8 protein-coding genes are annotated in these 15996 nt (G+C 75.3%); 7 read left to right on the forward strand and 1 reads right to left on the reverse strand.

All coding sequences use genetic code 11. The annotated features are described in order from the left end of the window. Window positions 1-219 precede the first annotated feature (219 nt). The 6 genes from ABT354_RS04310 (at window position 220) to ABT354_RS04335 (ending at window position 13021) form a co-directional block, all read left to right on the forward strand. A complete protein-coding gene (locus ABT354_RS04310; RefSeq protein ID WP_351488777.1) occupies window positions 220-4374 on the forward strand; it encodes an Rne/Rng family ribonuclease in 4155 nt (1384 codons plus the stop codon). A gap of 600 nt (window positions 4375-4974) precedes the next feature. Beyond that, window positions 4975-6096, forward strand: coding sequence for a DegT/DnrJ/EryC1/StrS family aminotransferase (locus ABT354_RS04315; protein WP_351488780.1), 1122 nt, complete (start codon window positions 4975-4977; stop codon window positions 6094-6096). A 35-nt stretch (window positions 6097-6131) separates the two neighbouring features. Then, the gene (locus tag ABT354_RS04320; protein ID WP_351488782.1) at window positions 6132-7157 is read left to right on the forward strand and encodes a Gfo/Idh/MocA family protein; all 1026 of its coding nucleotides are present in this window, start codon (window positions 6132-6134) and stop codon (window positions 7155-7157) included. A gap of 20 nt (window positions 7158-7177) precedes the next feature. Next, complete coding sequence (locus ABT354_RS04325) at window positions 7178-9007, forward strand: glycosyltransferase family 2 protein (RefSeq protein ID WP_351488785.1); 1830 nt, start codon at window positions 7178-7180, stop codon at window positions 9005-9007. A gap of 3 nt (window positions 9008-9010) precedes the next feature. Further along, window positions 9011-10300 (forward strand): nucleotide sugar dehydrogenase, encoded by a 1290-nt coding sequence (locus ABT354_RS04330; protein ID WP_351488787.1) that lies wholly within the window; start codon window positions 9011-9013, stop codon window positions 10298-10300. A gap of 69 nt (window positions 10301-10369) precedes the next feature. Next, complete coding sequence (locus ABT354_RS04335; protein ID WP_351488790.1) at window positions 10370-13021, forward strand: glycosyltransferase; 2652 nt, start codon at window positions 10370-10372, stop codon at window positions 13019-13021. 19 nt (window positions 13022-13040) lie between these two features. Here the strand turns inward: ABT354_RS04335 and wecB are convergent, their stop codons facing one another. Continuing rightward, window positions 13041-14129: a non-hydrolyzing UDP-N-acetylglucosamine 2-epimerase gene (gene wecB / locus ABT354_RS04340; RefSeq protein ID WP_351488792.1), complete on the reverse strand. Its 1089-nt coding sequence runs from the start codon at window positions 14127-14129 to the stop codon at window positions 13041-13043. Between the two features lie 323 nt (window positions 14130-14452). On the opposite strand from wecB, the gene ABT354_RS04345 reads away from it, so the two are divergent. Beyond that, on the forward strand, window positions 14453-15979 hold the full coding sequence (locus tag ABT354_RS04345; protein ID WP_351488795.1) for a glycosyltransferase family 4 protein: 1527 nt from the start codon (window positions 14453-14455) through the stop codon (window positions 15977-15979). The last annotated feature ends 17 nt before the right edge of the window (window positions 15980-15996 follow it).

A 15996-nucleotide genomic window follows, 5' to 3' on the forward strand; every position in this document is an offset into this window, starting at 1 on the left:
TGCCGCGCGGCCCTGGTACTCGGGAGCCACCTGGGTCGGGTCGCGCACAACCACAGGAGACTTTCGCCAGGCCGTACGCACTTCGTGTACGGAACCGGCGAGCCAGACACAGCAGCTCCCGTGCGGCGCCCGCGCCCCGGGCGGCGCGCCGCGCTTTGACGCGGCCCGCCGACCGGAACGAGGCACGGCGCCCGGGAGCGTGACGGGAGAACCGCCCGCATGCACGAGCAGAACGAACCCGGTACCACCGGGGACGACAACAACAACACGGTCGCCGACAGCAGCCCGAGCGACACCCTGCCGCCGCGCCGCCGCCGGCGGGCCGCCTCGCGTCCCGCCGGGCCGCCCGGTGGATCCGCCGAGGCGGCTCAGGCCGCCGCGCCGGCCGAGGTCGCGGAGGCTCCGGCGGAGGCCGCTCCGGCGCGTCCGCGTCGCCGGGCGACCCGCAAGGTGAGCGCCCCCACGGCGGCTGCCGAGGTCGAGGTGGTCGAGGAGACTCCCGAGGCCGCTGAGGCTCCGGTGGAGGCGCCCGCGCCGCGTGCCCGTCGTCGGGCGACGCGTGCGTCGACGGCGGCTCCCGTGGCCGAGGTCGCGGAGGCCGCTGAGGTCGCCGATGCCCCGGTGGAGGCCGCTCCGGCGCGTCCCCGTCGCCGGGCCACCCGCAAGGTGAGCGCCCCCACGGCGGCTGCCGAGGTCGAGGTGGTCGAGGAGACCCCCGAGGCCGCTGAGGTCCCGGTGGAGGCGCCCGCGCCGCGTGCCCGTCGTCGGGCGACGCGTGCGTCGACGGCGGCTCCCGTGGCAGAGCCCGAGGTGGCCGCTGAGGTCGCCGAGGTCGTTGAGGCCCCGGTGGAGGCCGCTCCCGCCCGTACCCGCCGCCGGGCCACCCGCCCCGCCACCGCCCCGGCCGCACCGGCCGAGGTCACGGAGGCCGAGGTCGAGGTGGTCGAGGAGACTCCCGAGGTCGCCGATGCTCCGGTGGAGGCCGCTCCGGCGCGTCCGCGTCGCCGGGCCACCCGCAAGGTGAGCGCGCCCGCCGCCGCTGAGGCCGCCGAGGTCACCGAGGCCCCCGCCCCCGTGGTGGAGAAGGCCGCTTCCGTCGAGGCCGCTCCGGTCGCCGACGAGGCTCCCGCGCCCCGCAAGCGCCGCCGGGCCACCCGCTCGGTCACCACCCCCGCCGCTGAGGCCGCTCCGGTCGTCGCCGAGGCCCCCGCCCCCGTGGTGGAGAAGGCCGCTTCGGTCGAGGCCGCTCCGGCCGCCGATGAGGCTTCCGGGCCCCGCCGCCGCCGTCGTGCCACGCGTTCCGTGAGCACCCCCGCCGCCGGCCCCGCCGCCCCGGCCGAGGCCGTGGAGGCTCCCGAGGCCCCCGTGGAGACCGCTGAGGTCGCCGAGGCCCCGGTGGAGGCGCCCGCGCCGCGCGGCCGCCGCCGGGCCACCCGTGCGACGAGCACCCCGGCCCCCGAGGCCGCGCCCGCCGCGACCCCCGAGGCCGCCCCGGCCGCCGAGCCCGCCCCCCGGGGCCGTGCCCGCCGCCGTGTGGCGTCGCCCGAGTTCACCGCCCGTGGCGCCGACGCCTCCAAGGCCGCCCCCCGGGCCGCCCGCCCGGCCGTGGCCGTCTTCCAGGCCCCGGTCTTCACCGAGCCCATGTTCCAGACCCCGGAGACGGCCGCCGCGGCAGCCGCCGCCGCGGCCGCCGCGGATGTCGAGGAAGAGGAGCTCGATCTGGAGCCGGAGCCGGAGCGCGAGCTGCCGGCCGAGCCCACCGAGCGCCGCCGCCGTCGCCGCCGGGGCGAGAGCGCCGAGGCCGCCCCCGCCCCCGTGGTGGAGGAGCCCGCCGAGCCCGAGGAGGAGCCGGAGGCCCCGGCCGACGGCACGGACGCCGACGACCACGAGCAGGACGAGTTCGAGGACCGTCCCTCCCGTCGCCGTCGCCGGGGCGGCCGTCGCCGCCGCCGGGGCGATTCCGCCGACGCCGGTGAGGACACCGAGGTCTCCGACGAGGCCCTGGAGACGGCCGACCGGGCCGCCGACGAGCGCGCCCTCGACGAGGCGGACGAGGCCGACGACGCGGACGAGTCCGCCGACGACACCGCGGCGGGCAGCTCCAGCAGCCGTCGCCGCCGTCGTCGTCGCCGTCGCAGCGGTGAGCCGCTGGTCGAGGAGACCACCGCCACCGGCGACCCCGAGCGCACGGTCGTCAAGGTCCGTGAGCCGCGCCCCGCCCGCGCCCCCCGGGGCGAGGAGTCCGAGGACGGTGTGCAGTCCATCAAGGGCTCCACCCGTCTGGAGGCGAAGAAGCAGCGCCGGCGCGAGGGCCGTGAGCAGGGCCGCCGCCGGGTGCCGATCATCACCGAGGCCGAGTTCCTCGCCCGCCGGGAGGCCGTCGAGCGGGTCATGGTCGTCCGCCAGAGCGGCGAGCGCACCCAGATCGGTGTCCTGGAAGACGATGTGCTGGTCGAGCACTACGTCAACAAGGAGCAGGCCACCTCGTACGTCGGCAATGTCTACCTGGGCAAGGTGCAGAACGTCCTGCCGTCCATGGAGGCGGCGTTCGTCGACATCGGCAAGGGCCGCAACGCCGTGCTCTACGCCGGTGAGGTCAACTTCGAGGCGCTGGGCATGTCCGGCGGCCCCCGCCGGATCGAGGTCGCGCTCAAGTCCGGCCAGTCCGTGCTCGTCCAGGTCACCAAGGACCCGATCGGTCACAAGGGCGCCCGGCTGACCAGCCAGGTCTCCCTGCCCGGCCGCTATCTGGTCTATGTGCCCGAGGGCTCGATGACCGGGATCAGCCGCAAGCTGCCCGACACCGAGCGGGCCCGGCTGAAGACCATCCTCAAGAAGATCGTTCCCGAGGACGCGGGCGTCATCGTCCGGACCGCGGCGGAGGGCGCCAGCGAGGACGAGCTGCGCCGCGACGTCGAGCGGCTCCAGGCGCAGTGGGCCGACATCCAGAAGAAGGCGAAGAGCGGCAACGCGCCGACCCTTCTCTACGGTGAGCCGGACATGACCGTCCGGGTCGTCCGGGACATCTTCAACGAGGACTTCTCCAAGGTCATCGTCAGCGGTGACGAGGCCTGGGAGACCATCCACGGCTATGTCTCGCATGTCGCGCCGGACCTGGCGGACCGCCTCCAGCGGTGGACCAGCGAGGTCGACGTCTTCGCGACGTACCGCATCGACGAGCAGCTGATGAAGGCGCTCGACCGCAAGGTCTGGCTGCCCTCCGGCGGTTCGCTGGTCATCGACAAGACCGAGGCCATGATCGTGGTCGACGTCAACACCGGGAAGTTCACCGGGCAGGGCGGCAATCTGGAGGAGACCGTCACCAGGAACAACCTGGAGGCGGCCGAGGAGATCGTGCGTCAGCTGCGGCTGCGCGACCTCGGCGGGATCGTCGTCGTCGACTTCATCGACATGGTCCTGGAGTCCAACCGCGATCTGGTCATGCGGCGGCTCCTGGAGTGCCTGGGCCGGGACCGGACCAAGCACCAGGTCGCCGAGGTCACCTCGCTGGGCCTGGTCCAGATGACCCGTAAGCGGGTGGGCCAGGGTCTGCTGGAGTCCTTCTCCGAGACCTGTGTCCACTGCAACGGGCGCGGTGTGATCGTGCACATGGAGCAGCCGACGTCCGTCGGCGGCGGTGGCGGCGGTGGTGGCGGCAAGCGCGCCCGCAAGCGTGGCCGGGGCGGTGCCGAGCAGGCGCACGACCACGACCACGAGCAGCAGGCGGAGTCCGCCGAGACGGTGGCCGAGGTCGCCGCCGAGGTGTCCGAGCCGGTCGCGCTGCCCGAGCCCGTGTTCGTCCCGGACGAGGAGCTGTACAGCAGCGCCGCCGAGGCGGAGGCCGCCGCGATGCGGGGCCGTGGGCGTCGCCGGGCGACCCGGAGGGCCTCGGCCCCGGCGGGTGCGCCCAGGACGGCCGCGCCCGAGGTCGTGGTCGAGGCCCCCAAGGCACCTGAGCCCGCGCCTGAGCCCGAGCCCGCGCCCGTGGCTCCGCAGCCGGAGCCGGTGGCGGAGACCACGCCGGAGGCCGCGCCTCCGCGTGCCCGTCGCCGGGCGACCCGCAAGGTCAGCGCCCCGGCCGGGGCTCCGGCCGGCGCGGCGGAGGCCACGGTCGTCGTGGTCGCCGCCGAGCCCGCGGCGCCGGCGCCGCAGGACGGTGCCGGGGCTGAGGAGGCCCCGGTGAAGAAGGCGGTCCGCAAGACCGCCAAGAAGGCGACGGCGAAGAAGGCCGCCACCAAGAAGACGGTGGCCAAGAAGACGGCGGCGAAGAAGACCACCGCGAAGAAGGCGACGGCCAAGAAGGCTCCGGCGAAGAAGACCGCCGCGGCCGAGCAGCAGTCGCCCGCGTCGGTCACCGCCTCCGCCGAAGGCTGACCCGGCCCGCACCACCCCGAGTGCCCCCGCCCCCACCAGGGAGCGGGGGCACCCGTGTTTTCCCCTCCGGTACGAGCCCCTGCCCCGCGGCCCCCCGTGCCGGACGGCTCCCTGGGGTACGGGGCCGGGGCCCATGTCGGATGGCCGCGCCGGTGTCCCGCCCGGCCGGGCACCGGATCCGCACCCCTGCGGGCGGCTCCTCCGCATCGCGGCCCGGCCGGGCGAGCCGGGCGCAGGGGTTCACCATCCTGTGGGCGGTTGTTCCGTGGGGCGGAACGGGCGGGCACAGGTACCCGAGCCCGACGGCCCCCTCGGGCACAAGGGCCGGCTCCGGCACCAGGCACCCGTGCCGGACGGCCCCGGGGCGCAGGGAGCCGCAGGGGCCTCGGGCGCCCGGCCCGAGGAGGACCGGGTGGTCGAGGCACCCCGTACCGCCGACCCCGCCGGAGGCGACTGGGCTGAATGGCCGGGGTGACACCGCCCCATGGGGTTGACGCACCGCCCCACGGCCCCGCGCACCACCCCCCACCCGCACCCCTCCCGCACCATGGGCCCTGCCCGCCCCACCGCACCCGTGGCGCATGCGCGAGGAGGCGTCCCATGACGACCAGCAGCCGGCGGCAGCCCATCCCCGCTGCCCGCCCGGTCATCGACGAGGAGGAGATCGAGGCCGCCGTCCGCGTGCTCCGCAGCGGCCAGGTCGTCCAGGGCCCCGAGGTGGCCGCCTTCGAGGAGGGCTTCTCCGCCCTGGTCGACGGCCGCCACTGCGTGGCCGTCAGCTCCGGCACCGCCGCACTCCATCTGCTGCTGCTCGCCCTCGGCATCGGCCCCGGCGACGAGGTCGTCGTCCCCTCCTTCTCCTTCGCCGCGACCGCGAACGTCGTCCGCCTGGTCGGCGCCACCCCCGCCTTCGCCGATATCGACCCGGCCACCTACTGTCTGGACCCCGCCGCCGTCGAGGCCGCGCTCACCCCCCGTACCGCCGCACTGATCCCGGTCCATCTCTACGGCCACCCCGCCGCGATGGACCGGCTCATGCCCATCGCCCGCCGCCATGGCCTCGCCGTGGTCGAGGACGCCTGCCAGGCACACGCCGCCGTACTGCACACCACCCCCGTCGGCGCCTTCGGGGACGGCGGCACCTTCAGCTTCTACCCCACCAAGAACATGCACTCCCTGGAGGGCGGCATGGTCACCACGGGCGACCCCGCGCTCGCCCGGACCCTGCGGCTGCTGCGCAACCAGGGCATGGAGCGCCGGTACGCCAACGAGATCATCGGGGTCAACACCCGGCTGACCGATGTCGCCGCCGCCATCGGCCGGGTCCAGCTCGCCAAGCTCCCCGCCTGGACGGAGCGGCGCCGCGCCCAGGCCGCCTATCTCGGCGCGCACATCACCACGGACGCCGTGGTCCTGCCGTCCCCCGCGCCGGGCGCCCGCCCCAGCTGGCACCAGTACACGGTCCGGATCCCGGGTGGCCGGGGCGACACGGTGGAACGGCTGGCCGCCGCCGGGGTGGGCAGCGCCGTCTACTACCCGACCCCGATCCACCGGCTGAAGCCCTTCCGGGAGCCCGACCGCCGGGCCGGGCGCCACTGGGAGCTGCCCGAGACCGAGCGGGCCGCCGCCGAGGTGGTCTCACTGCCGGTGCACCCCTCGCTGAGCGAGGGCGACCTGGCCAGGATCGCCGCCGCCGTCAACGCCCTGGGCCACCGCCGGTGACCGCGCCGAACAGCGGTCGCCCCGGGCCATCGCCGGTGACCGCGTCGAACGGCGGACGGCGGCTGCGCGCCGGGCTCACCGGGCTCGGTTCGATGGGCCGTCATCACGCCCGGGTGCTCGCCGCGCTGGACGGGGTCGACCTGGTCGGCGTCGTGGACCCGCTGGGCGACCGCGAGGGCCACGCACCCGGGGTGCCGGTCCTGCCCGATCTGGACGGGCTGATCGCCCTCGGTCTCGACTACGCGGTCGTGGCCTGCCCCACCGCCCTCCATGTCGAGGTCGGTCTGGAGCTGGCCCGCGCGGGCGTCTGCGCCCTGATCGAGAAGCCGGTCGCGGACACCGTCGAGGGCGCCCGGCTGCTCGCCGAGGCGTTCGAGTCCCGGGGCCTGGTCGCCGGGGTCGGCCACATCGAACGGTGCAACCCCGCCCTGCGCTCCCTGCGCGACCGGCTCCGCCAGGGCGAACTCGGCGATGTCTACCAGGTCGTCACCCGCCGCCAGGGCCCCTTCCCGCACCGCATCGCCGATGTGGGCGTGGTCAAGGACCTCGCCACCCATGACATCGACCTGACCGGCTGGGTGACCGGCCGCCCGTACACCTCGATCTCCGCCCGGACGGTCTCCAAGTCGGGCCGCCCCCACGAGGACATGGTCGCGGCGGTCGGCCAGCTCAGCGACGGGACCATGGTGAACCACCTGGTGAACTGGTTGAGCCCGCTGAAGGAGCGCTTCACCTCGGTGACCGGCGAACGCGGCTGCTTTGTCGCCGACACCCTCACCGCCGACCTCACCTTCCACTCCAACGCCGCGCAGACCACCGAGTGGGAGGCGCTGCGGAACTTCCGGGGGGTCTCCGAGGGGGACATGATCCGGTACGCGATCCCCAAGCGGGAGCCGCTGCTGGTGGAGCATGAACTCTTCCGGGACGCGGTCCTCGGCCTGGACACCGATATCTGCACCGTGCGCCAGGGGCTGCGGACCGTGGAGGTGGCCGTCGCCCTGCTGGAGTCGGCCGCCCGGGGGGCCACGGTCGATCTCGCCGCACCGGTCGTGGCCGGGTAGGGGCGGGGGAGCACCGCGCCATGACCGACGACCGCCCCCGTACCGACAACGGTCCCCGTACCGCCGCCGTCGAAGCCGCCACCCCCGGCGGACCCGCTCCCGGCGGCCCCGTCCCCGATGTCACCGTCGTCCTCGCCGTCTACAACACCCTCCCCTACCTCCTCCCCTGCCTGGAGTCGCTCGCCGCGCAGACCATCGGCCTGCGCCCCGACACCCTCCGGATCGTCGCCGTGGACGACGGCTCCACCGATGGCAGCGGTGTCGAGCTGGACCGTTTCGCCGCCCGCCACCCCGATGCCGTCACCGTTGTCCACCAGCCCAACTCCGGTGGTCCCGGCGCCCCCAGCAATCGCGGGCTCGCCCTCGCCACCGGGCGCTATGTCCACTTCGTCGGCGCCGACGACCGGCTCGCCCCCGACGCCCTGGCCCGGCTCGTCGCCCATGCCGACGAACACGGCTCCGATATCGTCATCGGCCGGATGACCGGCGTCGGCGGACGCTATGTCCACCAGGCGCTGTTCCGCCGCAGCGCCCTCGATGTCCGCTTCGCCGACTCCGCGCTCCCCTTCACCCTCTCCAACGCCAAGCTCTTCCGCCGGGAGCTGCTGGAACGGCACCGGCTGCGCTTCCCCGAGGACCTCCCCGTCGGCAGCGACCAGCCCTTCACCATCGCCGCCTGTGTCCACGCCCGCCGGATCTCCGTGCTCGCGGACTCCCCGTACTACTACGCCGTCCGCCGCGCCGACGCGGGCAACATCACCTACACCTCCGGCCACCCCGACCGGCTGCGCTGCACCGCCCGGATCATGCATGAGGCCGCCGGGCTGATCGGCCCCGGCCCCGAGCGGGACAGTCTGCTGCGCCGCCACTTCACCTGGGAGCTGGCGAAACTCCTCAAGGCCGACTTCCCCGCACTCCCCGCGCCGGTGCGGCGGGAGGTCTGCGCCGGGATCGCCGCCCTCGCCGACTCCTATCTCACCCCGCCGCTGCGGGACTCCCTCCCGGTGGCCCACCGGGCCAGGATCACCCTCGCCCAGTACGGCGCCGTGGACACCCTGGTCCGCGCGATCGAGGACGAGGAGCGCCGGGGTGCCGTCTTCGCCGCCGAGGGCGGGCGCGCCTTTCTGCGCTGCCCCGGCTTCCGCGACCCGGCCCTCGCCCTGCCCGACCGGGCGTTCGAGCTGCTGGACGAGTACCCGGCCACCCGGCTCGCCGCCGGCACCCGGCTGCTCGCCGCCGGCTGGCGGCAGGACGGCGACGACCTCGCCCTCACCGTCGCCGTCCGCCTCCCCGTCACCGGCTCCGTCACCGCCGTGGTCCTGCTCCTGGCCGACCCCTTCCCGGCCGCCGCCGACGGTGCCGGAGGCCGCAGACTCCCCGCCCGGGAGCCGGTCCCGCCCGCCCCCGGCACCTTCCGGTACGAGGACGCGCCCGGCACCTTCCGGTACGAGGACGTCCCCGGCGGCCACGGCACCGTCCTCCATGCCACGGTCCCCGTCCCCGTCCCCGCCGGGGCGGTCTCCCTGGCGGTCCGGGTCCGGCTGCGTCTCGCCGGTGCGGAGTACGAGATCCCGGTACGGGTACGGGGCACCCCGCTGCCCCTCGCCCGCCGCTGGCGGCTCACCGAATCCCGCCGCGCCGCCGTCCGGGTGGGCGGCAAGGACCGCATGGTCCTCGTCACCGGCCCGATGTTCCCGCCCGAGCCACCGCCGCCGCTCACCCGGCTTCGCCGCCGGGCCGCCCGTGTCCTGCGCCGCCCCCGTGCCCGCGCCCGCGCTGGCACCCGGCCCCGTACCGACACCTGGACAGACGCCCGTACCGACGCCCGTACCGACGACCGGGGAGAGTGACCGATGGACATCTGTGTGGTGGCACTCGGCAAGATCGGTCTGCCGCTCGCCGCGTCGTTCGCCGCCCGGGGCCACCGGGTCATCGGCGCGGACACCGACGAACGCGTCGTCGAGCTGGTCAACGCGGGCTCCGAACCCTTCCCCGGCGAACACGGGCTCGACCGGCTGCTGAAGGACACCGTCGGCGCGGGGCTGCTCACCGCCACCACCGACACCGCCGCCGCCGTCGCCCGCTCCGAGGCGGTCGTCGCCGTCGTCCCGCTGGTCACCGACGCCGCCGGAACCCCCGACTTCCGGGCCCTGGACGCCGCCACCGAGGCCATCGGCCGGGGGCTGACCCCCGGCACCCTGGTCTCGTACGAGACGACCCTGCCCGTCGGCACCACCCGCGACCGCCTCGGACCGCTGCTCCACCGCAGCTCCGGACTGGCCCCCGGCACCGGCTTCCCGCTGGTCTTCTCGCCCGAACGGGTCTTCACCGGCCGGGTCCTCGCCGATCTGCGCCGCTACCCCAAACTCATCGGCGGGGTCTGCGCCGAGTCCGCCCGGCGCGGGGTCCACTTCTACACCCAGGTACTGGAGTTCGACCCCCGCCCCGATCTGCCCCGCCCCAACGGTGTCTGGGACCTCGGCAGCGCGGAGGCGGCGGAGCTGGCCAAGCTCGCCGAGACCACCTACCGCGATGTCAATATCGCCCTCGCCAACCAGTTCGCCCGCTTCGCCGACCGGCACGGCATCGACATCGAGCAGGTCATCGACGCCTGCAACTCCCAGCCGTACAGCCGGATCCACCGGCCCGGGATCGCCGTCGGGGGCCACTGCATCCCGGTCTACCCCCGGATGTATCTGTGGAACGACCCCGGGGCGAGCGTCGTCCGCGCCGCCCGGGAGACCAATGCCGCCATGCCCGGGTACGCGGTCGAGCTGCTCGCCGGCGCCTACGGCGATCTGGCCGGGGCCCGGGTCCTGGTCCTCGGCGCCGCCTACCGGGGCGGGGTCAAGGAGACCGCCTTCTCCGGGGTCTTCCCCACCGTCGCCGCGCTGACCGCGCACGGGGCCGTGCCCTATGTCTCCGACCCCCTCTACACCGACGGCGAGCTGGCCGAGCGGGGACTCACCCCCCACCGGGGCGAACCGGTCACCGCCGCGATCCTCCAGGCCGACCACGCCGAGTACCGCGCGCTGACCGCCGCCGATCTGCCGGGGGTACGGGTCCTGGTCGACGGCCGCCGGACCACCGACCCCGACCCCGCCCACTGGCCCGGTGTGCACCGGGTCGTCATCGGCGGCTGACCTCCAGCCAACACAGCAGCCGCGCGGCGCCCCGTACCGCCACGGACAAGGAAGGACCGTCACCACCCCATGGCCCCCGCACCCCGACCCACCCTGGCCGTCGTCGTCGCCAACGGCATCACCGGCGACTCCCGGGTCCAGAAGACCGCCCTCGCCGCCGCCCACGCCGGCTGGGAGGTCACCCTGGTCGGCCGGGCCGGCGGGAAGAAGCCCGAGCACTCCTGGCTCGGCCCCGTCCGCGTGGTCCGCCTCCCTGTGGGCAACCGGATGGAACGCCTGGTCAACGCCCGTCGCAGCCGGGGCGGACCGCGCGCCCGGCTCACCCAGTGGGGCATCCGCGACCGCGCCGCCCTGGACCAGATCCGCGACGCCCACCGGGTCTGGGTACGGGAACAGACCACCCGGATCGGCTATCTCGGGGCGTCCCCGCTCACCGCCCCCCTGCGGATCTGGGTCCGCGCCCGCCGCGCCGCCCACCGGCTGCGGGTCCGCGCCTACCGTTGGGAACAGCGCCGCAAGGCCCCCCGTACCAGCGGCGACTGGCGCCGGGACCACCCCACCCTCCTCGATCTCGACCTCGCCTTCGGCCCCTTCATCGAGGAACTCGCCCCCGATGTCATCCACGCCAACGACATCACCACCATCCATACCGCCGCCCGCGCCGCCGCCCGGCTCCGCGCCCGGGGGAGCCGCTGCGCCTGGCTCTACGACGCCCATGAGTACATCGCCGGGATCGCCTGGGACCGGCCCGCGCTGCGCAGCGCCCTGCCGGCGGTGGAGCGCGAGTACATCCACCGCGCCGATGCCGTGGTCACCGTCTCCGCCGACCTCGCCCGCCTCCTCCACCGGGACCACCGGCTCCCCGAGGTGCCCGCCGTCGTCCGCAACACCCCCGTCCGCGCCGCCGTCGGGGGGTTCGCCGGGCGGGTCTGTGTCCGTGCCGCCTGCGGACTCGCCCCGGATGTCCCGCTGATGGTGTACGCCGGATGGATCGCCCCCGACCGGGGGCTGGCCACCGTGGTCGAGGCCCTGACCGAGCTGCCCGGCCACCATCTGGCACTGGTCGCCGGGCGCCGCTCGGCCGGACTCACCGCCCTACGGGTCCGCGCCGAGGAGCTGGGGGTACGCCACCGGGTGCATGTGCTGCCCTATGTGCCGCCGCATCAGGTCCCCGACTATCTCTCCGGCGCCGACCTGGGGCTGATCCCCTTCCACCGGCTCCCCAACACGGAGAACTCGCTGCCCACCAAGGCGGGCGAGTATCTGCACGCCCGGCTGCCCATCGTCACCAGCGACACCCGGGCCACCGCCGCGTTCGTCCTGGACCGGGGCGTCGGCGAGGTCTTCACCGCCGAGGACCCCGCCTCCTTCGCGGCCGCCGTCCGCCGCGCGGACGCCCACCGGGAGGCGCTGCGGGCCCGGATCAGCGACGCCCTGCTCACCGAGTTGTCCTGGGAGCACGAGACGGGGACCCTGCTCACCCTCTACACGCGGATCTCCGGGCGTACCCCGGGCGCTCCGCTGCCGCGCCCCAGCTGGGACACGGAGGAGCGCCGCGCCGCCGTACCGCACCGGCCCACCGCTCTTTCCGCGCCCGGAACCGATGCCGGTGCCGGGGTCCCGGCGGAGGCGCCGCCCGGGGCTCCCGACGCCCCGGAGCGCGACTGGCGCCCCCTCGGCCCCACCCGGGTACGGCTGGGCCTCGCCCCGGCCAACTACGCCGGACAGCTCGCCGCCTTCGCCGCCGCCGTCACCCGCCGCCATACCGATGTCTCCGCCGAGGTGGTCAAGCACCGCACGGCGCCGGAGAAACACGACTACCCGGCCGATGTGTACATCGACGGCGCCGCCCTGCGGAACCTCGACGTCCAGCTGGAGCTGGTCCACCGGACCGTACGCCGCTACACCCATCTCCTCGCCGACGCCTTCCGGCCCGTCTTCGGCCCCCTCAACGGGGTGAGCGTCGAGGGCGACCTCGCCGCCCTCGCCCATGCCGGGATCAAGGTGGCGCTGCTCGCCCATGGCAGCGAGGTCCGCGACCCGGCCCGGCACCGGGCCCGGATCCCGCACTCCCTCTTCCGGGACGCCCCCGACGGCTATGAGAACTCGCTGACCGCCCAGTCCGTACGGAACCGCCGGATCGCCGCCGAGGCGGGGCTGCCGGTCTTCGTCACCACCCCCGATCTGCTGCTCGATCTGCCGATGGCCGTCTGGGCGCCGCTCGTCGTGGACACCGCCGCCTGGGCCTGTGACCGGCCGGTCATGGAACGCCCCCGGCCGCTGGTGGTGCACGCCCCCTCGGCCCGCTGGTCCAAGGGGACCGACCGGGTGCTGCCCCTCCTCGACTCCCTCCACGAGCGCCGGATCATCGACTTCCGGCTGCTGGAGGGGGTGCCCCGGGCCCGGGTCGCGGAGCTGGTGCGGTCGGCGGATCTGGTGATCGACCAGTTCGCGATCGGGACCTACGGGACCTTCGCCTGCGAGGGGATGGCGGCGGGACGGCCGGTGATCGCGCATATGGACGAGGAGACGGTCGCCGTCTGCGGGGTGCGGCCACCGATCGTGGACGCCACCCCCGACACCCTGGGCACGGTGCTGGAGCGGCTGCTCGACGACCGCGCGGCGGCGGCCCGTATCGGCACGGAGTGCGCCGCCTTCGCCCGCGCCCACCACGACGGCACGGCGACGGCGGCGGCGCTCGCCCCGTTCCTCGCCCCCTGAGCGCGCCCGGGGGTTTCCCTCAGGGGCTGGCCTCCTCCAGCAGCCGGACCACCCGGTGCGCCGCCCGCCCGCCACCGCTGGGGGACGGCCGGGGACCCCCGGGTACGGGACGGGCCGCGAGCCGCCCCCACCGCCCCACGGGCATCCGCTGGGGATCGGGGACCAGCAGATTCCAGCCCCCCTCCAGCGTCTCCACCCACTCCGTCTCCGGCCGGATCGTGGTGCAGGTCCGCCCCAGCCAGTACGCCTCCTTCTGGAGCCCGCCCGAGTCCGTCACCACCCCCGCCGACGCCAGCACCGCCCCGACCAGATCCGCGTACGGCAGCGGCGGACCCACCCGGATCGCCCCCCGCGCCAGCTCGATCCCGTACGCCCCGGCCCGCGCGGTCAGCCGGGGATGGGCGGGCAGGGCCACCGGGAGCGGCAGCGCCGCCAGCGCCCCGATCAGCGCCTCCAGCCGCTCGGGGTCATCGGTGTTGTCCGGCCGGTGCAGCGTGGCCAGCAGGAACGGCCCCTGCGGCGGCACCCCCTCGGGCAGCGCGGGCGCCGGATGCTCCCCGGCCAGTACCGCGTCCCGGATCCGCAGACAGACATCGCCCATCACATCCCCCGCCAGCCGGGTCCGGGCCCCCAGCCCCTCCGTCTCCAGCAGCCGTACCGCCTCCCGGGTGGGTGCCAGCAGCAGATCGGCGCAGTGGTCGGTGAGGACCCGGTTGTGCTCCTCGGGCATGCCCCGGTTGAACGAGCGCAGCCCCGCCTCCAGATGGGCGACGGGCAGCCGCAGCTTCACCGCCGCCAGCGCGCCCGCCAGGGTGGAGTTGGTGTCCCCGTACACCAGCACCCAGTCGGGGCGCTCCCGCTGGAGGACGGTGTCCAGCGCGGCGAGCGCCGCCCCCGTCTGGGCGCCGTGGCTGCCCGAGCCCACCCCCAGATGGACATCGGGGGAGGGGATCGAGAGCCCGGAGAAGAAGACATCGGAGAGGGCGGCGTCGTAGTGCTGACCGGTGTGGACGATCACATGCCGGTGCGGTCCCCCGGCGAGCGCCGCCGCGACCGGGGCCAGCTTGACCAGCTGGGGACGGGCACCGACGACACTGAGGACCTTCATCCGGCGGCTCTCCCTGTACGGGGATACGGCAACGGGGCCATGGGGGCGTGGCGAATGTATCGGAAACCGGTAGGGAACGGGACGATGGGACCGACGACCCGACCGGAGGAGAGGCGGCGCGGATGAGGCCCGGAACACCAGGGACGGAGTCACCGGCACCGGGCACGGCACCCGATACGGGACCGGCACCCGATACCGGACCGGGCGCCGATGCGGTCGATACGAGGCCGGGCGCCGATGCGGGCGGTACGGGGCCGGGCGCCGACGCGGGTGATACGGGAGGTGGCGCGGGCCCCGGACGGGGTACCCGGGGACGGGTGGTGATGCTCGTCGACAACGGCGTCAAGGCCGACTCCCGGGTCCAGAAGGCCGCCCGCTCCGCCGCCCGCGCGGGCTGGGACGTCATCCTCTTCGGGGTGTCGCCCTCCCCCCGGATCCAGACCTTCCGCCTCGGTGGCGCCCAGGTCCGGCTGATCCCCAAACCCGCCCATCTCGAACCGCGCCGCCACGATCTGCGCCACCCCCTGCTGCGCCGCCCGCTCGCGTACCGCTCCCAGCAGATCGCCCGCTACCGGGTGCAGTCGGTCAAGGCCTTCCGCGCCGACCTGGCCTTCCGCCGGGCGGCGACCCGGGCCGCCCGGGCCGGTCACCCCGGCCCCGGCGCGGGCGGCTCCGCCCCGAGGCTGCTGCTGCCGCGCCTGTTCGCCCGGGGGCTGAGCGCCTGGGTGCGGCTGCGCGCCCGGGAGACCGCCCGGCTCCAGAAGGTACGGGGGCCCCTCACCGCGCCCGTGGACCGCGCCACCACCGCCCTCTGGTCGCTGCTGCTGGGCAAGCGGGCCTGGCGCCGGCTGATGCCCAACCTCTGGGACTACGAACTCGCCTTCGCCGCCCATATCGACGCCTTCGAACCCGATCTGATCCATGCCCATGACTTCCGGATGCTCGGGGTGGGCGCCCGCGCCGCCGTCCGGGGCCGGGCCCGGGGCCGTACGGTACGGCTGGTCTGGGACGCCCATGAGTTCGTCCCCGGGCTGCCCCCGGTCCACGGCCGCTGGCTCCCCGGCCATATCGCCTGGGAGCGGGAGCACGCGGGCTTCGCCGACGCGGTGATCACCGTCTCGCCGCCGCTGGCCGAGCTGCTCCGGCGGGACCACGGGCTGCGGGAGACCCCCGCCGTGGTGCTGAACGCCCCCGTGATGGAGCCCGGCGCCGACGAGATCGCCGAGGCGCCGCCCGCGCCGGAGCTGCGGACCCTCTGCGGGATCGGGCCGGACACCCCGCTGCTGGTGTACGCGGGCGGGATCAGCGCGGTCCGTGGTGTCGACACGGTGATCGAGGCCCTGCCCGCGCTCCCGGGGGTCCATCTGGCGCTGGTCTCGGTCACCCCCCGCAAGATGAAGGCGGTGAACGGGACCCGCAAGGCGGCGGCCGCCGCCGGGGTCGCCGACCGGGTGCACTTCCTCCCCTATGTACCCCACTGGCAGGTGCCCGGCTTTCTGGCGACGGCGGACGCGGCGGTCAGCCCGCTGCGCCACCTCGCCAATCACGAGCTGGCGCTGAGCAACAAGTTCTTCGAGTACGCGCAGGCCAGGCTGCCGCTGCTGGTCAGCGACATCCGCACGATGGCGGAGCTGGTCCGGGAGACCGGCCAGGGCGAGGTGTTCCGGGCGGGTGACCCGGCGGACTTCGCCCGGGCGGCGAAGGAGGTCCTGGCCGACCCGGGGCGCTACCGGAAGGCGTACGGGCGTCCGGGGCTGCTCGACGGCTGGACCTGGGAGGCGCAGGCCGAGGTGATCGACGCGCTCTACAGCAGGCTGCTGCCGGACCGGCCGGGCCCGCCGCCCCGCTGAGCCGCCCGTATCCCCGT

The sequence above is a fragment of the Streptomyces sp. NPDC000594 genome (assembly GCF_040299965.1).
GTDB lineage: Bacteria > Actinomycetota > Actinomycetes > Streptomycetales > Streptomycetaceae > Streptomyces.

Coding starts and splice junctions, on each gene's coding strand:
- wecB (WP_351488792.1), bottom strand. CDS start 14,129: ATGAAGGTCCTCAGTGTCGTCGGTGCCCGTCCCCAGCTGGTCAAGCTG.
- ABT354_RS04345 (WP_351488795.1), top strand. CDS start 14,453: ATGCTCGTCGACAACGGCGTCAAGGCCGACTCCCGGGTCCAGAAGGCC.
- ABT354_RS04335 (WP_351488790.1), top strand. CDS start 10,370: ATGGCCCCCGCACCCCGACCCACCCTGGCCGTCGTCGTCGCCAACGGC.
- ABT354_RS04315 (WP_351488780.1), top strand. CDS start 4,975: ATGACGACCAGCAGCCGGCGGCAGCCCATCCCCGCTGCCCGCCCGGTC.
- ABT354_RS04325 (WP_351488785.1), top strand. CDS start 7,178: ATGACCGACGACCGCCCCCGTACCGACAACGGTCCCCGTACCGCCGCC.
- ABT354_RS04330 (WP_351488787.1), top strand. CDS start 9,011: ATGGACATCTGTGTGGTGGCACTCGGCAAGATCGGTCTGCCGCTCGCC.
- ABT354_RS04310 (WP_351488777.1), top strand. CDS start 220: ATGCACGAGCAGAACGAACCCGGTACCACCGGGGACGACAACAACAAC.